The organism is Streptomyces sp. SL06 (assembly GCF_058244745.1).
In genome coordinates this window covers 6,471,741-6,491,572 of the sequence record NZ_JBSYOT010000002.1, presented here as the reverse complement: position 1 = coordinate 6,491,572, position 19,832 = coordinate 6,471,741, and the positions used below count along the sequence as shown (strand labels likewise).

The 19,832-nt window shown below is 72.2% G+C and carries 12 protein-coding genes and 1 pseudogene; 2 read left to right on the top strand and 11 right to left on the bottom strand.

All coding sequences use genetic code 11. The annotated features are described in order from the left end of the window. Window positions 1-62: 62 nt before the first annotated feature. The 4 genes from AC4IHM_RS29775 to AC4IHM_RS29760 form a co-directional block, all read right to left on the bottom strand. A complete protein-coding gene (locus AC4IHM_RS29775) occupies window positions 63-3,446 on the bottom strand; it encodes a CARDB domain-containing protein (RefSeq protein ID WP_490870054.1) in 3,384 nt (1,127 codons plus the stop codon). Window positions 3,447-3,819: 373 nt separating this feature from the next. Further along, window positions 3,820-5,265 (bottom strand): argininosuccinate synthase, encoded by a 1,446-nt coding sequence (gene argG / locus AC4IHM_RS29770; RefSeq protein WP_490870053.1) that lies wholly within the window; start codon window positions 5,263-5,265, stop codon window positions 3,820-3,822. 46 nt (window positions 5,266-5,311) lie between these two features. Beyond that, the gene (locus AC4IHM_RS29765) at window positions 5,312-6,751 is read right to left on the bottom strand and encodes an NAD-dependent succinate-semialdehyde dehydrogenase (protein ID WP_490870052.1); all 1,440 of its coding nucleotides are present in this window, start codon (window positions 6,749-6,751) and stop codon (window positions 5,312-5,314) included. A gap of 127 nt (window positions 6,752-6,878) precedes the next feature. Further along, window positions 6,879-8,147: an aspartate aminotransferase family protein gene (locus tag AC4IHM_RS29760; protein WP_490870051.1), complete on the bottom strand. Its 1,269-nt coding sequence runs from the start codon at window positions 8,145-8,147 to the stop codon at window positions 6,879-6,881. A 212-nt stretch (window positions 8,148-8,359) separates the two neighbouring features. On the opposite strand from AC4IHM_RS29760, the gene AC4IHM_RS29755 reads away from it, so the two are divergent. Then, complete coding sequence (locus AC4IHM_RS29755) at window positions 8,360-10,303, top strand: PucR family transcriptional regulator (protein ID WP_490870050.1); 1,944 nt, start codon at window positions 8,360-8,362, stop codon at window positions 10,301-10,303. A gap of 9 nt (window positions 10,304-10,312) precedes the next feature. Here AC4IHM_RS29755 and AC4IHM_RS29750 read toward each other — a convergent pair whose 3' ends face one another. The 5 genes and pseudogenes from AC4IHM_RS29750 to AC4IHM_RS29730 all read right to left on the bottom strand — a co-directional run bounded on the left by AC4IHM_RS29750 (window position 10,313) and on the right by AC4IHM_RS29730 (window position 16,484). Beyond that, entirely contained in the window at window positions 10,313-10,933 is a 621-nt protein-coding gene (locus AC4IHM_RS29750; protein WP_490870049.1) for a DUF6629 family protein, read from the bottom strand. 84 nt (window positions 10,934-11,017) lie between these two features. Further along, complete coding sequence (locus tag AC4IHM_RS29745; protein WP_490870048.1) at window positions 11,018-13,399, bottom strand: beta-xylosidase/alpha-l-arabinosidase; 2,382 nt, start codon at window positions 13,397-13,399, stop codon at window positions 11,018-11,020. Continuing rightward, on the bottom strand, window positions 13,396-14,214 hold the full coding sequence (locus AC4IHM_RS29740; protein WP_490870047.1) for a carbohydrate ABC transporter permease: 819 nt from the start codon (window positions 14,212-14,214) through the stop codon (window positions 13,396-13,398). Before AC4IHM_RS29740 ends, AC4IHM_RS29745 begins: the two co-directional genes overlap by 4 nt. Further along, the gene (locus AC4IHM_RS29735) at window positions 14,211-15,167 is read right to left on the bottom strand and encodes a carbohydrate ABC transporter permease (protein ID WP_490870046.1); all 957 of its coding nucleotides are present in this window, start codon (window positions 15,165-15,167) and stop codon (window positions 14,211-14,213) included. Before AC4IHM_RS29735 ends, AC4IHM_RS29740 begins: the two co-directional genes overlap by 4 nt. 10 nt (window positions 15,168-15,177) lie before the next feature. After that, a pseudogene (locus AC4IHM_RS29730) lies at window positions 15,178-16,484 on the bottom strand (ABC transporter substrate-binding protein). A gap of 207 nt (window positions 16,485-16,691) precedes the next feature. Here AC4IHM_RS29730 and AC4IHM_RS29725 point away from each other — a divergent pair. Next, window positions 16,692-17,609 carry an LLM class F420-dependent oxidoreductase gene (locus tag AC4IHM_RS29725; RefSeq protein WP_490870045.1) on the top strand — a complete coding sequence of 306 codons (918 nt, stop codon included), beginning with the start codon at window positions 16,692-16,694 and terminating at the stop codon, window positions 17,607-17,609. A 14-nt stretch (window positions 17,610-17,623) separates the two neighbouring features. Here the strand turns inward: AC4IHM_RS29725 and AC4IHM_RS29720 are convergent, their stop codons facing one another. Together AC4IHM_RS29720 and lnt are read right to left on the bottom strand one after the other, a co-directional pair. After that, the gene (locus AC4IHM_RS29720; RefSeq protein WP_490870044.1) at window positions 17,624-18,103 is read right to left on the bottom strand and encodes an NUDIX hydrolase; all 480 of its coding nucleotides are present in this window, start codon (window positions 18,101-18,103) and stop codon (window positions 17,624-17,626) included. Window positions 18,104-18,171: 68 nt separating this feature from the next. Beyond that, window positions 18,172-19,785: an apolipoprotein N-acyltransferase gene (lnt, locus tag AC4IHM_RS29715; protein WP_490870043.1), complete on the bottom strand. Its 1,614-nt coding sequence runs from the start codon at window positions 19,783-19,785 to the stop codon at window positions 18,172-18,174. Between the last annotated feature and the right edge of the window lie 47 nt (window positions 19,786-19,832).

Genomic DNA, 19,832 nt, shown 5'->3' with positions numbered 1-19,832 from the left:
GCGGGCCACGGCGACGGAGTGCCGGCCGGCGACGCGGTGGTGTGCCGCGTCGCCGGCCGGTCTCACCGGTTGATCGTGAACTGCGAGCCCGGTTCGATCAGTACGTCGCCCTGGGCCGAGTCGGTGATCGTGACGTTCGTCAGGGTGGCGCTGCCGCGGGCGCCGCTCATCGCGAGGATGCCGGAGCCGTTGTTGGACTTGTCGATGCGCACGTCGGTGATCTTCACGTCCGGCATCGCACCGCCGCCCGTCTTGAACTGGATCCCGTCGTAGGTGGAGTCGTGGATCTCGGTGTCCCGGATGGTCACACCCGGGATGTCCTGCCCCTGGGCGAAGAGGGTGATGGCACCGAACTCCTGGTCCTCGTTCCAGAACGCGCCGCCCGTGCGGTGCAGGGCGTTGCCCGCGATGAGGGTCTGGCCGGAGAAGGGCAGCGGGTCGTGGTCGGTGGCGAGCATGATGCCGGGGTAGTTCATGGTGTCGGAGACGACGTTGTTCTCGATGGTGTTGCCGTAACCGCCGTACACCGCGATGCCGTTGGCCCGCCATGGCAGTTGGATCGTGTTGTTGCGGAAGTGGTTGTCGTGGCCTACGTCCACGGCGGTGTCCTTCACGTACTTGCTGGCCCACACCGCGAGCGAGTCGTCGCCGGTGTTGCGGAAGGAGGAGTTGTAGACGGTGGAGTCGTGGGTGCCGTTGGCGAAGTTGATGCCGTCGGCGTAGGTGTTGCGCACCCGCATGCCGGTGAACTCCAGGCCGTCGCCGGGGCCCCACAGTTCGGGGATGTTGGAGTAGTCGCGGCCGACCCAGACACCGACGTTGGCGTGCTCGATCCACACGTTGCTGATCTTGGTGTCCTTGCCGAAGCGGCCGTTGAGTCCGACGCCGCCCTCCTGGTTGCCGTCGCCGCCGCGCAGGGTGCCCGAGCCGAAGATGGCGAGGTCGGAGATCCGGGTGTTGTCGTCGATGTCGAAGCCGAAGTTGCCCTCGTGCGGGTGGTTGATGCCGCCGGCCTCGTGCGGCGGGGTCAGGGTGTAGAGCTGGGAGTGCCACATGCCCGCGCCGCGGATGGTGACGTTGCGGATGCCGACCTGGTTGAACTGGCCGCGGTTCTCCGGGTCGTCGGTGAGGATCTTCTGTTCCTGGCGCCATTGCCCGGCCGGGATCCACACACAGTCGATCCGGCCGTTCTGGTTGTCGGTGACGGCGCGCTGGATGGCGTCGGTGTCGTCGAGTCCGTCGCCGGGGACGGCCCCGTACTCGGTGATGGAGGTGCAGTTCGCCGGCTTGGCCGCCGGGGGCGCGACCTGTTCCAGGTCGATCAGGTCGATGACGTAGAAGGCGGCCGAGTCGTCGGCGTCGCGCTGGAGGCGGAACTCGGTGCCCTGCGGGAAGGTCTTCGACAGCAGGGCGTGGGACTCGTCGAAGAGCCGCCGCGCGTCGCCGCCGGGCCGGTTGGTGAGGCCTTCGGGGTCGTCGGTGGTGCCGTACAGCCAGCTGTGCTTGGAGGACAGGGTCAGCTTCTGCACGAAGTCGCCGTCGGCGTAGAGGCTGATCGTGGCCTCCGTGCCCCCGCCGCCCGGTGCGTCGGGGATGGAGTTGCGCACCACGAGCGAGTTGGTGGGTGTGGTGGAGGTGAACTCGACGTACTGGCCGGTGGAGTCGAGCCGGACGGACTCGCGGCCGGAGGACTCGGTGCCGAAGTTGGTGTGTCCGAAGGTGCGCTTGGCGTCGGTGGTGACCAGGGTGCCCTGGTAACGGCCGTCCTCCGCCTCGTACTCGGTGTACGGCACGGCGGCGCCGCGTCCGACGACGAGGGACTTGGCGAGCACGTTGTTGTTCTCGTTGGTCTCCTCGACGACGTTGGTGGCGTCGGCGGTCGCGGTGAGCGTGACGCCGCCGCCGGTGGCCGTCCAGGTGCCGTCGATCGGCACGTTCACCGTGGCGCCCGCGGCGACCGCGCCGGTGGTGCCGTTCAGCGTGGTGGAGCCGGCCTGGACCCGGGTGACCGAGCCCGCCGCGGCGGCGCTGGTGCCGCGGTTGTGCACGGCGACGGTGAAGGAGACGGAGGCCCCCACGGCCGGGTTGGCCGGGTCGGTGGTGAGGGAGCGCACCTCCAGGTCGGGGCCGGGCGCCTGGCCGACGACGAGCCGGTCCGCGGCGGTGCGGCTGTTGTTGGTGTCGTCCAGTTCGGCGACGGTGTCGAGCGGGTCGACGACCGCGGCGACCGCGTAGCTGCCGGCCGCGTGGGTGCCGGTGGCGACGGCGACCTCGGTGGACTCGCCCGGGTCGAGCGCGGGCACGGCGGCGCTGCCGGCCGCGGTGCCCTCCACGGTGACCTCCACGGTCGTAGCGGCCGAGAGGGCGGTTCCGGCGTTGCGGACGGTGGCGCCGACGGTGACCTCGTCGCGCTCGGAGGGCGCGGCGGGTGTCCAGTCGAGGCCGGTGACGGTGAGGTCGGGCGCGGGCGCGGCGGTGCCGACGACCTGGAACTCGGCGACCTGGCCGCCGGGCGCGCCGGTGTTGGCGAAGAACCTGAGCCGTACGTCGGCCGCGCGGGCGGTGACCGGGACGGTGACGGTGTTGTCCTGGCCGGGGCTGAAGGCGTAGTCGGTCCGAGCGCGCAGCGAGGTGAAGTCGTCCGCGCCCTGCTCGCGGCCGAGGACCTGGATGCTCTGGGTGCGGGCGGCCCACGCGGGGTCGGGGTCGAGCTTGACCACCACGGCGCTGATGTCCGCGTCCGAACCGAGCTTGACGGTGAGGTCGGCGGGGTGGCCCGCGGCCTCCCAGTACGTCGAGGTGTCGTCGTCGGTGGCGTTGGCCGCGACGTAGTTCTGGGTCGTAGAGGTGGCCTCGACCGGCTTGTTGCGGGCGAGGTTGGTGCCGGTGGGCGACGGGCCGGTGGGCGCCTGGGCGCCGTACACCTCGAGTTCGGCCAGTTGTGCGGCGTTCCAGCCGGTGTTGCCGCTGATGTCGACGCGGACGTAGCGCGCCTGGGCGGGGGAGGTGAGGTCGACGGTGACGGAGTTGGCCTGCGCCGGGCCGAAGGACCGGGCGGCCGGGCCGGCGAGCGGGTGGAAGGTGGAGCCGTCGGTGCTGCCCCGCAGGGCGAGGGTCTGGCTCCGGCTCTCCCAGCCGGTGGGCAGTTTGAGGACCACCCGGTCGACGCTGCGGGCCGTGCCGAGGTCGACCTGCACCCACTCGGGGAAAGAGCCGGCCGGGCCCTCCCAGTAGGTGGCCTGGGTGCCGTCGGTGGCGTTCCCGGCCGGGTAGGCGCCGTTCGAGCCGCCCGCCGTGGCCGGGCGGCCGAGGGCGAGGTTGACGTCGGCGGCGGCCGTCGCGGCCTGTGCGGGGGCGGCGAACGGCAGCGGGAGCAGCCCGACCGTCATCAGCCCGGCCACGACGGCGCCCGTCAGCGACCGTCGGCCGAGAGATCTCCATCTCATGGGGGTCCTCAGTTCCGTGGGGAGTCGGGGAGCGCGACGGACCGGCGGCGAGGGGGAAAGCACCGACCATGCGCGCCAATTGAGCAGGACAGTCGATTCTTTGCGGAAAGTGCGACATCAGGTTTCTAGCGCGTCACCGGTTTGTCAACGGTCCTCGTCAAGGCGGGAGTTGACCCGAAATCCGCTTACGTCGCTTGCGTACGGCTTGCGTTGGCGCTGACCTGGGCGGAGCATGCGCCGACGGCGTCGCGCCGCCGTTGGAAGGTCAAGATGTGCGCAAGTCGTGCACGGAGAAGGGGAAACAGAAGGGCCGGCCCGACGCCCACAGGCGTCGGGCCGGCCCTTGCCGGTGTGAAGTCCCCCCGGAGACCGGTCAGTCCGTGCCGGACTCCATCGCGGCGCGGTCCAGCAGTTCGTCGTCGGCGGAGACCTGGCCGCGGGAGGCGATGGCCTCGGCGCCGCCCTCCGGCATGGCGCCGATCAGCCCGGTCGCGGCGGCCTGGGCGGCACCGATGGCGGGATTGGCGGTGCCGATCAGACCGAGTCCGGCGTACTGCTCCAGCTTGGCGCGCGAGTCGGCGATGTCGAGGTTGCGCATGGTCAGCTGGCCGATCCGGTCCACCGGGCCGAACGCCGAGTCCTCGGTGCGCTCCATGGACAGCTTGTCCGGGTGGTAGCTGAACGCCGGGCCCGTGGTGTCGAGGATCGAGTAGTCCTCACCGCGCCGCAGCCGCAGCGTGACCTCGCCGGTGACCGCCGAGCCGACCCAGCGCTGGAGCGACTCCCGGATCATCAGCGACTGCGGGTCGAGCCAGCGGCCCTCGTACATCAGCCGGCCGAGCCGCCGCCCCTCGGCGTGGTACTGGGCGAGGGTGTCCTCGTTGTGGATCGCGTTGACGAGGCGCTCGTAGGCCGCGTGCAGCAGGGCCATGCCGGGCGCCTCGTAGATGCCGCGGCTCTTGGCCTCGATGATCCGGTTCTCGATCTGGTCCGACATGCCCATGCCGTGGCGGCCGCCGATGGCGTTGGCCTCCATCACCAGGTCGACCGCGGAGGCGAACTCCTTGCCGTTGACCGTGACCGGGCGGCCCTGGTCGAAGCCGATCGTCACGTCCTCGGCGGCGATGTCGACCGACGGGTCCCAGAACCGCACGCCCATGATGGGCTCCACGGTCTCCACGCCGGTGTCGAGGTGCTCGAGCGTCTTGGCCTCGTGGGTGGCGCCCCAGATGTTGGCGTCGGTGGAGTACGCCTTCTCGGTCGAGTCCCGGTAGGGGAGGTCGTGGGCGAGGAGCCACTCCGACATCTCCTTGCGGCCGCCCAGCTCGGTGACGAAGTCCGCGTCCAGCCACGGCTTGTAGATCCGCAGCTGCGGGTTGGCGAGCAGGCCGTACCGGTAGAACCGCTCGATGTCGTTGCCCTTGAAGGTGGAGCCGTCGCCCCAGATCTGGACGTTGTCCTCGAGCATCGCCCGGACCAGGAGGGTGCCGGTGACGGCGCGGCCGAGCGGCGTGGTGTTGAAGTAGGCACGCCCGCCCGACCGGATGTGGAACGCCCCGCAGGTGAGCGCGGCCAGCCCCTCCTCGACCAGCGCCGCACGGCAGTCCACCAGACGCGCGATCTCGGCGCCGTAGGTCTTCGCGCGGTCGGGCACCGAGGCGATGTCGGGCTCGTCGTACTGGCCGATGTCGGCGGTGTACGTGCAGGGGACGGCGCCCTTGTCACGCATCCACGCGACCGCGACCGAGGTGTCGAGGCCGCCCGAGAAGGCGATACCGACGCGCTCGCCGGTGGGAAGGGAGGTGAGGACCTTGGACATAGGAAGAGTATGCATGATTACGCATGACCATGCAAAGCCTGTTCCGTCACCGGGTCGGCACGGCCACGTACTGGTACTCCAGGAACTCCTCGATCCCGACCCGGCCGCCCTCCCGCCCGAGGCCGGACTGCTTGACGCCGCCGAAGGGCGCGGCCGGGTTGGAGACGAGGCCGGTGTTGAGGCCGACCATGCCGACCTCAAGGCGTTCGCTGACGCGCAGGGCGCGGTCGAGGCCCTCGGTGAAGACGTAGCCGACGAGTCCCCAGGGGGTGTCGTTGGCGCGGCGCACGACCTCGTCCTCGTCGTCGAAGGTGAGGATCGCCGCCACGGGTCCGAAGATCTCCGTGCCGGTCAGCCGGCTGTCCGGGGAGACGTTGGTGAGCACCGTGGGCGGGTAGAAGCAGCCGGGGCCCTCGGGCGTACGGCCGCCGACGAGCACCCGGGCGCCGCGCTGCACCGCGTCGGCCACCAGGTCCTCGACCTTGGCCCGCCCGGCGGCGTCGATGAGCGGGCCCACGTCGACGCCGTCCTCGGTGCCGGGGCCCACAACGAGCGCCGACATCCGTCCGGTGAGGCGCCGCGCGAACTCCTCGGCCACCGAGCGGTGCACGAAGAAGCGGTTCGCGGCGGTGCAGGCCTCGCCCATGTTGCGCATCTTGGCGACCATCGCGCCGTCCACGGCCACGTCCAGGTCGGCGTCGTCGAAGACGATGAACGGCGCGTTGCCGCCCAGCTCCATCGAGGTCCGCACGACGGTGTCCGCGCACTGCGCCAGCAGCAGCCTGCCGACGGCGGTGGAGCCGGTGAAGGACAGCTTGCGGATCCTTCCGCCGCGCAGGAGCGGTTCGCACACCTCGCCCGCCCGGGAGGTGGTGACGACGTTCAGCACACCGTCGGGCAGGCCCGCCTCCTGAAGGATAGCGGCGAGGGCCAGGCTGGAGAGCGGGGTCTGCGGGGCCGGCTTGAGCACCATCGTGCAGCCGGCCGCGATCGCCGGGCCGATCTTGCGGGCGCCCATGGCGAGCGGGAAGTTCCACGGCGTGATCAGCAGACAGGGGCCGACCGGGCGGCGGGAGAGCAGCATGCGGTTGCGCCCGTCGGGCAGGACGCCGTGGCCGCCCTCGATACGCACGGCCTCCTCGGAGAACCAGCGCAGGAACTCGGCCGCGTACGCGACCTCCCCCCTGGCCTCGGCCAGGGGCTTGCCCATCTCGGACGTCATCAGGCGGGCGAGTCCGTCCGTGCGGTCGAGGACGATCTCGTAGGCGCGGCGCAGGATCTCGCTGCGCGCCCGCGGTGCCGTACGGGCCCACTCCTCCTGCGCCCGGACGGCCGCCTCCTCGGCGAGCCGGGCGTCCTTGGGTCCCGCGTCGGCGACCCGGCACAGGATCTCGCCGGTAGCGGGATCCTCCACGGGCATGGTGGCGCCGTCCTCGGCGTCCGCCCAGCTGCCGCCGACGAACAACTGCGTGGGGGTGTCGGTCATGAGGTCCCTCCTGGTCCGAGCCGGTCTTCGTACCGCGGGCCGGTGCCCGCGTGCCCCGTCTTCCGGTCCCGCCGCCGCGCACCGCAGCGGGGCGCGGGCCTCCTCGGCCGGCGCCGGGCGGGGGCGGTCACCGGGCCACCGGTTGCGCGGTGCCGGTCCGGACGGCGGCCTCCCAGGCGCGGAGGCCCTCGTCGACGGCCGACTCGTCGACCACCAGGGCCGGGATCATCCGGACCACCTGGTTCCAGGCGCCGCAGAGCAGCAGGAGCAGGCCCTCGTCGACGGCGGCCCGCTGGACCCGGGCGGCGGTCTCCGGGTCCGGGTCGCCGTCCGCGGTGACGAACTCGCTGCCCAGCATCAGCCCCAGCCCGCGTACGTCCCCGACGGCGGGCGTCCGGGCCGCCACCGCCTCAAGTCCCCGGCGCAGCCGCGCGCCCATCGCCTCGGCGTTCTCCACGAGCTTCTCGTCGCGTACGACGTCGAGCGTGGCGCAGGCCGCCGCGCACGCCACCGCGTTGGCGCCGTACGTGCCGCCCTGCGAACCCGGCCACGCCTTGCGCATCAGCTCCTCGGGGGCGGCGATGCCGGACAGCGGGAAGCCGCTGGCCAGCCCCTTGGCGGTGACCAGGATGTCCGGGGCGACCCCGAAGTGCTCGTGCCCCCAGAACCGTCCGGTGCGGCCCACACCGGTCTGCACCTCGTCCAGGATCAGCAGGAAACCGTGCCGGTCCGCCCGCTCCCGCAGCCCCTCCACGAAGGCGCGGGTCGCGGGGACGTAGCCGCCCTCGCCGAGCACCGGCTCGACGACGACGGCCGCGGTGTCGGCGGGCGAGGAGATCGTCTGGAGGGTGTAGTCGAGTTCCCGCAGGGCGAAGCGGGTCGCGGTCTCCTCGTCCCAGCCGTACCGGAAGGCGGTCGGGAAGGGGGTGACGACCACGCCGCTCATCAGCGGTGCGAAGCCGGCCCGGAAACGGGTGCCGGAGGTGGTCATGGAGGCGGCGGCCACGGTCCGGCCGTGGAAGCCGCCGTGGCAGACCAGGACATTGGGCCGTCCGGTGGCCTGGCGGGCCAGCCGCAGCGCCGCCTCCACCGCCTCGCTGCCGGAGTTGGTGAAGAACAGGCTGTCCAGTCCGGCCGGCAGCACCTCGCCCAGCTTGTCGACGAGGTGCCGCAGCGGCGGGTGCATGACCGTCGTGTACTGACCGTGGATCAGGGTGGCCACCTGTTCCTGGGCGGCGGCCACCACCCGGGGGTGGCAGTGCCCGGTGCTGGTGACGCCGATGCCGGCGGTGAAGTCCAGATAGCGGCGGCCGTCCTCGCCATGGATGTGGACGCCCTCGCCCCGGACCGCCACCACGGGCGTGGCCTGGCGAAGGTGCGGCGACAGTGCGGTCATGCTGGTCTCCCGGCCTGTTCGTCGGTTGGCTGCGGTCCCCCGAGCCTGCCCGCCGTCCGGGGCGCGGCAACGCGTGATGTGTCCGGTCGGGCCGCCGTATCCGGACGTTGTGTCAACCGTCCGGCTCCCCGTACGCCGCCCCGGCGCGCGCCCGAGCGCCCTTGCACAGGTCAACGCGGCTTGTCAGAGTGACAGGGGCGCAGGGAGGCACCGTGAGCGAGAACCGGCACCCGGGTCCGGCGGGCGGTCCGCCCACCGTGGCCGACGTGCTGGCCCTGCCGGTCCTGGCCGCGGGGGATCCCCGGGTGGTCACCGGCGCGGACCGGGTCGGCCGGCCGGTCAGGTGGGTCCACATCACCGAGCTGACGGACCCGGCCTCCTTCCTCAAGGGCGGCGAACTCGTGCTCACCACCGGCATGCCCCTGCCCGAGGACCCCGCCGGGGTGCGCCGCTACGTCGACGAACTCGCCGCCGTCGGCGCCGCGGCCCTGGTCATCGAGCTGGTACGCCGCTACCACCGGCCGCCCGACGCCCTCGTCCACGCCTGCCGGACGCGCGGCCTGCCCCTGGTCACGCTCGCCAAGGACGTGAACTTCCTGGAGGTCACGCAGGTCGTCCACACCCTGATCCTCGGCAACCAGGCGGACGCGATGCGCCGCACCCAGCGCGTCCACGAGGCGTTCACCGCCCTCACCCTGCGCGGCGCGGGTCCCGAGGACGTGCTGCGGGCGGCGGCCGAGATGAGCGGACGCACGGTCGTGCTGGAGAACCTGGTGCACCGGGCGCTGCTCTGCGAGCCCTCCGGCAGTACGGCGGAGGCCGCGCTCGGCGACTGGGAGCGGCGCTCCCGGACCACTCCGGCCACCGACCGCGCGAGCCTCTCCGGCCCGGAGGGCTGGCTCGTGGCCCCGGTGGAGTACCGCGGCGAAAGCTGGGGCCGACTGGCCATGCTCCCCGCCCCGACCGCCCCGCCCCGCCCTCTGGCCCACGGCCCGGCCAACCCCCCGAACCTCGGATCGGCCGCTGCCCCGGCCCACGACCCGACCACCCCGTCGAGCCACGGACAGGCCGCTGCCCCGGCCCACGACCAGGCCCTCCCTCCGACCTACATCCCGACCGTCCTCCCGAACCACAACCCGGCCGCTCCCCCGGCCCACGACCCGGCCGCTCCCCCGACCCCCAACCCGACCATCCCCCCGAACCACGGACAGGCCGCTCCCCCGAACCACGACCCGACCACCCCGTCGGCCCACGACCCGGCCCTCCCTCCGAGCCACGACCCGCCCGCTGCCCCGGTCTTCGGGCCCGAGGACGTCACCGTGCTGGAGCGGACCGCGATGGCCCTCACCATCGCCCGGCTCGCGCATCCCACCCCCTGGGAGCGCACCGCGCACCGCAACGCCCTGCGCGACCTGGTCGAGCGGCGGTACCGCTCCCCGGCGGACGCGCGCGCCCGGGTGGCCGCCCTGGGGCTGTCCGCGGAGCACTCCCGCTTCGTCGCCGTACTCGCGGACCTCCCGGCCGCGGAGGACGCCGCGAGGGCCGAGATCCGCCTCGCCGAGGAGCTGAGCACGACGGGGGTCCAGGCGCTCGTCGGCCTCCTCTCCCCCGCCCGTCTCGGTGTGCTGCTGGCGCTACGTCCGTCCCGGCCCTGGCGGGACGCCGTGGAGCGGCTGAGCCGCGAGGCGCTGGAGGCGGCCCCGGGCGCGACGGTGAGTGTCGGTTCGCCGGTCGCGGACCTCGCCGACATGGCCCGCTCGTTCCGGGAGGCCGCCCGGGTCGCCGAGGCCACCGAGCCGGGCCGGCCGCTGCCACCGGACCGCTCCTTCCACGAACGGTCCGACATCGGCCTGCGCCGCCTGCTGTTCGCGCTGCGCGACGACACCCGCGTCCAGGACTACGCGGAACGGCAGTTGGGCCGACTCCTCGACCACGACGCCCGGCACGGCACCGACCTCGTGTCGACCCTGCGCGGCTATCTAGACTGCGCCGGCAACAAGACCGTCGCCGCCCGCTCGGCCGGTCTGTCCCGGGAGACCGTCTACCAACGGCTGCGCACCATCGAGCGGTTGCTCGGCCGCGACCTGGAGTCCGGCGAGCAGCGCACCGAACTCCACGTGGCGTTGCAGGCACTTGACGTGCTGCGGGGCCACTGACCGCTCGGCTCACGGCGTCGCGCGCCGTCGTCCGTTCACCCAGCCGAGCAGGACCACCGAGCACACCGCCGCGAACGCGCACCAGGTCGAGACGAACTCCAGCCGCCACAGGGCCCAGCAGATCACCGCGCCCGCGGCGGTCAGAATCCCGAGCACCCGCAGGCCGCGGTCGCCGGACAGGAGCAGCGCGCCGACCGTGGCCACCAGGTAGCCCGCGACGAGGAGTTCGGCGTGCGGCAGGTTCACCTCGTATCCGACGGTGTGGCCGCGGATCTCCGCGCGCACCGGCCGCGTGGCGAGTGCGTGGGCCAGCGCCGCCGCGGTCGCGGCTCCCACCGCGAGCGGCACGGTCAGCCTGCGGCGCGCCGAGCGCGGCGCGGCGCACAGCACGCCCGCCGGCACCCAGAGCGCGAGCAGGGGAAGGGCCACGACGGTCCAGGCCAGGGTGGCCGGGCCGGTGCCCCCGCCCGAGGCCCAGACCGCGGCCTCGATCATCTGGTGGACGCCGAGCAGCACGGGCAGCGCGGCCAGCGAAAGGTCACGGCGGCGGCGGGTCCGTACGACACACGCCACGCCGACGGCACCGATCGCGGCACCCGCTACGAGGTCGGCCTGCGCACTCCAGCACATCACTGCGTCCTCGGGTCGGCCGACGGGCCCCCATCCTCACCGATGCGGCGGGCACGGCCGCGCCGACACGGCCGCGCCGGCGGCTCAGGCGCCCGCGGCGTCCTCCTGGCCGAAGACGGCGTGCAGGCGCCGCGTGTGGTCGACATGGCGTTGCGGACCGGTGAGGGTGACCGTCGCCGTCAGGAGCGGGGCGGTGCTGGACGCGGCGAACCGCAGCTCCAGCCCGCCCGGCTCGACGACGCGGCGGCCGTCGCGGCCGGTGAAGGAGGCCAGGTCGGCGGGGACCGCGACGCGCACCCTGCGGGCCTCGCCGGGGGCCAGCGGCACCCGGGTGTAGCCGACGAGGCGCTGCACCGGCTGGACGACGGAGGCGACCGGGTCGTGCAGGTAGAGCTGGACGACTTCGGTGCCCTGCCGTTCGCCGGTGTTGCGGACGGTGAGTTCCAGTGTGAACTCGCCGTCGGTGGGCGCCTCCTCGGCGTCCACCGCGAGGTCGCTCCAGGCGAACGTGGTGTAGGTGAGGCCGTGTCCGAAGCCGAAGGCGGGCGTCGGGTCGACGTTGGACACCTCGCTGGCGTGGGCGAGCCGTGCCCCGAGGTAGGTGGCCGGCTGGGTGCCCGCTCCGCGCGGCACGCTGACCGGCAGCCTGCCGCTGGGGCTGGTGCGCCCGCTGAGCACCGCGGCGATGGCGGCGGTGCCCTCCACACCGGGGAAGAAGGACTGCACGATCGCGGCGGACTCCCGTACGGCCCGGCCCAGCGCGTAGGGGCGGCCCGCGAGGAGGACCGTCACGACCGGCTTGCGGGTGTCGAGCAGCGCGTCGAGCAACTGCTGCTGGGCGCCCGGCAGGTTGAGCGACTCGGCATCGCAGCCCTCCCCGCTGGTGCCGCGGCCGAACAGTCCGGCGCGGTCGCCCAGGACGGCGACGACGACATCGGCGTCCCGGGCCGCCCGGACCGCCTCGGGGATGCCGAAGACATCGGCGTCGTCGACACCCGTGCCGCGTACGACGGTGAACTCGGCGTCGGGGAATTCGGCGGCCAGGGTGTCGCGCAGGGTGGGCAGTTCGATGCCGAGGGGGGTCTCGGGGTGGTGGACGCCGATGTGCTGGGGGAAGGAGTAGCAGCCCAGTACGGCGGTGGGCTCGTCGGCGTTGGGTCCGACCAGGGCGACGCGGCGCGGCCGGTCCAGTGGCAGGGTGCCGTCGTTGCTCAGCAGTACGACCGCTTCCTCGGCGACGGTGCGGGCCAGTTCGCGGTTGCCGGGGCCGTCCAGGTCGATCCGGCCGCGCAGGGCGTCGGGGTCGTCCAGGTCGGCGCCCTCCAGCGCGGGCGGCACCGGGTTCCAGTCCGGGTCGAGCAGCCCGAGCAGCGCCTTCTGGGTGAGCACCCGGCGCAGGGCGCGGTCGATCACCGTCTCCGGTACCCGGCCGTCGGCGACGGCCTCCAGCAGGGGGTCGCCGAACGTCTTCACGGTGGGCAGTTCGATGTCGACGCCCGCCCGCAGCGCGGTTCCGGCGGCGTCCGCCCAGTCGGCGGCGATGCCGTGCAGCGTCCTGAGAAAGGCGATGCCGAAGTAGTCGGCGACGACGGTGCCCTCGAAGCCCCAGGTGTCGCGCAGCAGTCCGGTCAGCAGGTCCTCGTCGGCGGCGGCGGGCACCCCGTCGGTGTCGGTGTAGGCGTGCATCACGGACCGGGCGCCGCCCTCGCGGATCGCCATCTCGAAGGGGGGCAGCAGGATGTCGGCGCGTTCACGCGGACCCATGGCCGAGGGGGCGAGGTTGCGGCCGGCGCGGGAGGCCGAGTAGCCGGCGAAGTGCTTGAGGGTGGCGACGACGCCGGCGTCCTCCAGGCCGCGCACGTAGGCGGTGCCGATGGTGGCGACGAGGTACGGGTCCTCGCCGATGCTCTCCTCGACCCTGCCCCAGCGGGCGTCGCGCACCACGTCGAGGACGGGCGCGAGACCCTGGTGGACGCCGACGGAGCGCAGGTCGCGGCCGATGGCGGCGGCCATGCGGTGGACCAGGTCCGGGTCGAAGGTGGCGCCCCAGGACAGCGGGACGGGGTAGGCGGTGGCGCCCCAGGTGGCGAAGCCGGCCAGGCACTCCTCGTGTGCGAGGGCGGGGATGGCGAAGCGGTTCTGCGAGGTGATGCGGTTCTGGGTGCGCAGCAGGGAGAGCGCGCCGAGTGCCGGGTCGACGGGGGCGGTGCCGAAGGGGCGGGTCAGTTGGCCCAGTCCGGTGGGCAGGAGTGCGTCGAGGTCGACGGCCTCCTCCATGTCGTGCTGGTGGGGGGCGACGGATCCGCCCTCGTCGGACGCGCCGACCCAGACACCGTAGAGCTGGGCGATCTTCTCCCGCGGGGTCATCGCCTCGATCAGCGCGGACACCCTGGCGGTGACGGGTTGGGCGGGGTCGTTCCAGAGGGGGGCTTCGGGGGTCGTCTCAACGGCCACGTCGTGGGTCACTTTCCTCCGACGCCCATCAGGCCCTGGACCAGGGCACGACGGGCGAACAGGTAGACGAGCAGGATGGGCACCATGGACAGCAGCACGGCTCCCAGCAGTCCGGGGATGTCGATGCCGTGTGCGGTCTGGAAGTTGTACAGACCCAGGGTGACCACCTTGGTGGACTCGGACTGGGTCAGTACGAGCGGGAACAGGAAGCCGTTCCAGGCCTGGAGCGCGGAGAACACCACGATCGTGGACAGTCCGCCGCGGGACAGCGGCAGGACCAGCTGGAAGAACATGCGGCGCGGGTTGGCGCCGTCCATGGCCATGGCCTCGAACAGCTCCGGGGAGATGTCCCGCATCGCGCCGCTGAGGATCAGCGCCGACATCGGCAGGCAGAACGCGGCCGTGGGCAGGATGACGCCCAGCAGGTTGTCGTACAGCCCGGCCTCGCTGATCAGGTAGAACATCGGCACGATCACGGCCTGCGCCGGGATGGCGAGGCCGAGCAGGAACAGCCGGAAGATCGCCGACGTGGCCCTGCCGCGGCTGCGGACGATCGCGTAGGCGAGCGGCGGTACCAGCAGCAGCACGATGCCGATCACGCAGGCGGTGACGACGACCGTGTTGAGGAAGTACCGGCCGAAGCCCGAGTCGAAGGCGCCGGTGAAGTTGTCCAGCGTGAAGCTGTCCGGGATCGAGACCGGGCCGTTGTCGGCGTAGTCCTGGCGGGTGCGCAGGGTCGCGGCGAGCATCACGTACAGCGGCAGGCCGACCAGGAGGAGCCAGAAGAGCGAGCCGACGCCGGCCACGTAGTTGGGTCGGCGCCTCATGACACACCCTCCATGGAGCTGCGCATCTTGTCGTAGCCGGAGACCCGGACGACGATCAGCGAGATGATCGTGGCCGAGACGACCAGGGTCAGGGCGATCGCGGAGCCGGTGCCGTAGTCGAAGCTTCTGAACGCCTTGTCGTACATGTAGTAGGCGCTGATGGTGGTGTCGGTGCCGGGGCCGCCCTGGGTCAGGATGAGGACGGTCTCGAACGTGGTCAGGCCGCCGACGATCATCAGGATCATCGAGGTGATCATGGAGGTGCGCAGTTGCGGCAGTGTGATGTGGAAGAACTGCCGGTAGCGGCCCGCCCCGTCGATCTCCGCCGCCTGGTAGAGCACCTGCGGGATCGCGCGGGCGGCGCCCTGGTAGATCAGCGTGTGGAACGGGGTGAACTGCCAGGTGCTGACGAACGCCAGTACCCCGATGGCGGTGGCCTGTTCACCGAACAGGTTGCCGTCGCCGAACAGCCAGCCGGCCTCGGCCGGGATGCCGAAGTTCGGGTCGAGCAGCGCCCGCCACAGCACGGAGACGGCCGTCGCGGAGAGCAGCAGCGGGATGAAGTAGATGACGGACAGGACGGCGCGGTTGCGCTGGTGGCCGGCGGCCCAGACGCCGAGCAGGATGCTCAGCGGCGTCTGGAGGACCACGCCGAGCGCGGTCAGCAGCAGGGTCAGCCAGATGCTCTTGAGCATGACCGGGTCGTCCATCAGGCGCGACCAGTTGTCCATGCCGACGAACTCGGGCGAGCTGATCCCGTCCCAGCTCATGAAGGACAGCACCGCCACCATGATCAGCGGGACGATCGCGAAGAGGGCGAAGAACGCCGCGGCGGGCAGTGCCCAGGCGAAGCCGGGGCGGCCCACCTTCGTCGCGGACGGGGCGGGCGCCCGCCGCCGGGGCTCCTTGCGGAGTCCGGCGGCGGGCCGGGCACTCGTGAGGTCTGTGGTCATGAGCCGTTCGTCACTCGGTCGGGAGGGCCTGCATGGCCTTGACGAAGCCGTCCGTGTCGAGCTGTCCGTTGAAGAACTGCTGGATGGCCTTGTGCATGTCCGAACTCGCCTTCTGCGGGTACGCCTGGTCCCAGGACAGCTGGAACGAGGGGGCGTCGGCGACGAGGTCGTACTGGAAGCGCGAGTACTCGGGGGTGCCCGAGCCGTCGATGAACTTGTCGGTGTTGGTCGTGGTCGGCAGGTTGCCGATGTCGAGCTGCGCCTTGACGAACTCGTCGGAGTACATGAGCTTCAGGAACTCGGCGACGGCCTCGGGGTGCTTGGTCTTCTTCATCACCGAGTAGTAGTTGTTGGTGTTGCCGGCGATGTCGGCCGGGTCTCCCTTGCCGCCCGCGACGGCCGGGAAGGCGGTGTAGCCCAGGTCCTTCTCGGCGAACTTCGCGTGGTCCGTGAGCTGTTGGGAGTAGTACCAGGAACCCATCAGCTCGAAGCCGGCCTTGCCGGAGGCCACCAGCTGGACCGAGCCGCCGTTGGTGTACTTGACGGAGTCGTAGTTCTTGCCGAAGGCGCCGGTGTCGACGAGTTCCCTGATCATGCCCAGGGCCTTCTTGCTGTCCGCACTCTCCCAGGCGCTCTTGTCGCCCCCGACGGCCTTCGCGAACAGCTCCGGACCCGCGATGCGGTCGTAGAGGTACTGGAACCACATCTGCGTCGGCCAGACGTTGCCGCCGCCGAGCGCTATCGGCGTGACGCCCCGGTCCTTGAGCTTCTCCACCGCGTCGAGCAGTTCGTCCCAGGTCTTCGGCGGCGTGACGCCCGCCTTGTCCAGGACCGCCTTGTTGTTGAAGAGCAGGACCGGCTGGGTGCCGCGCATGGGTATGCCGTACGGCTTGCCGTCGACGACCGCGTTGTCGAAGACGGACGGCAGGAACTTCTTCTCCAGGTCCGGGTTCTTCTCGATGAAGTCGTCGAGCGGCAGCAGCAGACCGGCCTTGACGAACGGCTTGATGCTGCCGCCGCCCCAGTTGAAGAAGACGTTGGGGGCCTGCGGGGTGCTGATGATCGTCTGCAGCTTCTGCTGGTAGTCGGCACCGGGGATGGTGTCGAGGACGACCTTGACGTTGGAACGTTCTTGTTGAACGTGTCGACGATCTTCTTCTCGACCTTGTTGGTGGCGTCCCCGTAGACCAGGACATGGATCCTGCCGTCGCCGGACGACGCCCCGCCGTTTCCGTCGCCGCAGGCCGAGAGGCTCAACGCCAGGGCGAGCGTCGCACCGGTGGCGACCAGTCTGGGCAAGCGCGCACGTGTCTTCATCGTTCGCCTTTCGAATGTTTCGGCGCCATCACCGAAAGTCCATGCAGTCGGACAGTAAAGTCAGACGGGATTTTCGGTCAATGGTCGTGCACGTGCCGACTCAAAACGTTATCGATCGCAGGGGCCTGCGCTCCGACAGTTTCGAAGGTCTTCAACGGTCGTTCGGCTGACGGAATGGGGGCCGGGCGGGCGCCCGTTGTCCCGGGTATGACGACAGGAATCTCGCTCCCCACGCACCATCGGATCGACACGACGGTGCGGCTCGCCCGGGAGGCGCACGAGGCCGGAGTGCGCTCCGTCTGGTTCGGGCAGACCTTCGGCCACGACTCGCCCTCGCTCGCCGCGATCGTCGGCCGGGAGGTGCCCGGACTGCACGTCGGGACCGCGGCCGTCCCCGTCTTCGGCCGCCATCCGCTGCTGGTCGCCGGCCAGGCCCGGACGGCCCAGGCCGCCACCGGGGGCCGCTACCACCTCGGGCTCGCGCTCGGCACCAGGAAGCTCACCGAAACGGCCTTCGGCATCCCCTACGAACGTCCGATCGGCCGACTACGGCAGTTCCTCACCGCCCTGCGCCCGGTGCTCGAGACGGGAAACGCCGACTTCCACGGCGACCTGCTGACCGCCGTCACACCGCTGCCGGCACCGGTACCGGGCGCCGAACCTCCGGTGCCGCTGCTGGTGGCCGCCATGGGCCCGCAGGCGCTGCGTGTCGCGGGTGAACTCGCGGACGGCATCCTGCCGCTGCTGGCCGGGCCCCGGGCCCTGTCCGCACACCTGGTCCCGGCCGTCACCGCCGCGGCCGAGGCGGCGGGCCGGCCGGCGCCCCGGGTCGTGGCCTTCGTGCCCGGCGTGGTGACCGCGGACGTGGAAGCGGTACGGGGGGCCGCTGCCCAGGCGCTCTCCTTCTACGAGCAGTTCCCCTCCTACCAGCGGGTCATCGCCCTCTCCGGTGCCACCCGGGCCGCCGACCTGGCCGCCGTCGGCGACGAGGAGACCGTCGCCGCCGAGGTGCGCCGCTACCGCGAGTCGGGCGCGACGGAGGTGGTGTTCGTCTCCACGGACCTGGGCAGCGACGCGGACCGGCGCCGCACCTGGAAGCTGCTGGGGGAACTGGCCGAGGAGTGAGGGCCCCCGGTACCTCAGACGGGACCGGTGGGGTCGAACCAGGTGGGCGCGTCGGACAGCGCCTGCTTGACCCTGGTCTGCCCGAACTCCTTGATGTCCGGCAGCGCGTCCACCGCGAACCAGCCCACCTCGAGCGACTCGTCGTCATTGACCCGGGCCCGGCCGCCGACGGCCCGGCAGCGGAACGTGACGTCCATGAACTGGCAGACGTTGCCGTTGTCGTAGGTGACCGGCTTCAACGCCTGGACGAGGACCACCCGCTCGACGACGCACTGCACGGCGGTCTCCTCCTCCACCTCCCGGATCGCGCAGGCGGCGGGCTGCTCCCCCGGCTCCGGGATGCCGCCGATCAGCGACCAGCGCCCGTTGTCGGACCGCCGGCCGAGCAGCACTCTGCCCTCGTCGTCGAAGACGACGGCGGTGACTCCCGGGAGCCACAGCAACTGGTGTCCGGCAGAGGCGCGCAGGTCGCGGATGAAATCGGGAGTAGCCATGCGACCGACCCTAACGGGCCGCCCGGACCACTCCGGCCGACGGCACGGGGCGTGCGGGAGGCGTACGGCTACACGCCACGGGCGCGCCTCCCGCGCGCGCCCGCGCCGACGGCCCAGCCGAGCCCGCCGGCCGCGACCAGCACCAGGGCGATCTCGGGCGCCACACCCAGCCGGGTGGCGGGCGTCTCGGAGGAGCGCAGGGGCACCTCCTGCACCAGGGAGTCCGCCACGAACATGCCGGTCTTCCCGGTGATCCGCCCGTCCGGCATGATGATCGCGCTGACGCCGCTGGTCACCGGCACGGTGACGGTCCGGCTGTGCTCGACCGCGCGGACGCGGGACATGGCGAGTTGCTGGTAGGTCATCTCGCTGCGGTCGAAGGTGGCGTTGTTGCTGGGTACGGAGATCATCTGGGCGCCGTCGGTGACCTCGGAGCGCACGGCCCAGTCGAAGGCGGCCTCGTAGCAGGTGACGAGCCCCACCCTGGTCCCGGCCATGGTGAACACGCCCGGTTCGGTGCCCCGGCTGAAGTCCTGGCCGACCATCGAGGTCCAGTTGTCGTTGATCGCCCCGATGAGCGGGCGCAGCGGGAGGTACTCGCCGAAGGGCTGGATCTGCCGCTTGTCGTAGGTGTCGAGGGGGCCCTTGTCCGGATCCCACAGGATCTGCTCGTTGAACAGCTTGCCGTCGCGTTGCACGACACCGCCCACCGAGATGGGCGCGCCGATCGCCTTGGCGGCCCGGTCGATGACCTGGCGCGCGTCGGCGTTGGCGAAGGGGTCGATGTCCGAGGAGTTCTCCGGCCAGAGCACGAAGTCGGGCCGTTCGGCCCGGCCCGCCCTCACCTCGGCGGCCAGGCGTTCCGTCTCGCGCGCGTGGTAGTCGAGTACGGCCCGCCGCTGGGCGTTGAAGCCGAGGCCCGCGCGCGGGACGTTGCCCTGGATCACGGCGACGGTCGCGGTGCCGTCCTGTGCCTTGTCGCTGACCAGCGGCCGGGCCGCCACGGCGCCGACGACCGGTACGGCCACGCCGAGCAGGGCCACCGCCGCCGCGCTCCGCCGCAGCCCGCCGGTGCGGCGCGCCCGGACGGCCAGGCGTACGGCCTCGCCGAGAGCGAAGCCGCACAGCACGACCGCGAAGCCGAGCACCGGTGTGCCGCCGGCCGCGGCGAGCGGCAGGAACACCCCGTCCGCCTGTCCGAACGCGACCTTGCCCCACGGGAAGCCCTCGAAGGGCACGCGCGCGCGTGCGGCCTCGCCCGCGGTCCACAGCGCCGCCGCCCACACCGGCCCGCCCGGCAGCCGCGACACCGCGGCGACGCCCGCGCCGACCAGCGCGACGAAGACCGCCTCGACCGCGGCCAGGGCCAGCCAGGGGCCCGAGCCGACCTCCACGCCGGTCCACACCAGCAGCGGGAGCAGGAAGCCGAGGCCGAAGAGGTAGCCGAGACCGAGCCCCGCCTTCCAGTCGCGCCCGCGCAGTGCCCAGCCGAAGCCGGCGAAGGCGGGCAGGGCCAGCCACCACAGGGTGCGGGGCGGGAAGCTGACGTAGAGCAGCACTCCGGAGAGCGCGGCGACGGCGGCCGGGAGCAGGCGCAGGAGCCGGGCGGCGGCGCGTGAGGGTGCCGTGGTCTGCGGCTTCGTCCGATCCGGCTCGCCGACAGAGGTTGCGGTGGCTGTCACCCCTCGGAGTGTACGGCGGGTCACCACGCCCCCGACAGCACGGTCCG

Coding starts and splice junctions, on each gene's coding strand:
- AC4IHM_RS29775 (WP_490870054.1), bottom strand. CDS start 3,446: ATGAGATGGAGATCTCTCGGCCGACGGTCGCTGACGGGCGCCGTCGTG.
- argG (WP_490870053.1), bottom strand. CDS start 5,265: ATGTCCAAGGTCCTCACCTCCCTTCCCACCGGCGAGCGCGTCGGTATC.
- AC4IHM_RS29765 (WP_490870052.1), bottom strand. CDS start 6,751: ATGACCGACACCCCCACGCAGTTGTTCGTCGGCGGCAGCTGGGCGGAC.
- AC4IHM_RS29760 (WP_490870051.1), bottom strand. CDS start 8,147: ATGACCGCACTGTCGCCGCACCTTCGCCAGGCCACGCCCGTGGTGGCG.
- AC4IHM_RS29750 (WP_490870049.1), bottom strand. CDS start 10,933: ATGTGCTGGAGTGCGCAGGCCGACCTCGTAGCGGGTGCCGCGATCGGT.
- AC4IHM_RS29740 (WP_490870047.1), bottom strand. CDS start 14,214: ATGAGGCGCCGACCCAACTACGTGGCCGGCGTCGGCTCGCTCTTCTGG.
- AC4IHM_RS29735 (WP_490870046.1), bottom strand. CDS start 15,167: ATGACCACAGACCTCACGAGTGCCCGGCCCGCCGCCGGACTCCGCAAG.
- AC4IHM_RS29725 (WP_490870045.1), top strand. CDS start 16,692: ATGACGACAGGAATCTCGCTCCCCACGCACCATCGGATCGACACGACG.
- AC4IHM_RS29720 (WP_490870044.1), bottom strand. CDS start 18,103: ATGGCTACTCCCGATTTCATCCGCGACCTGCGCGCCTCTGCCGGACAC.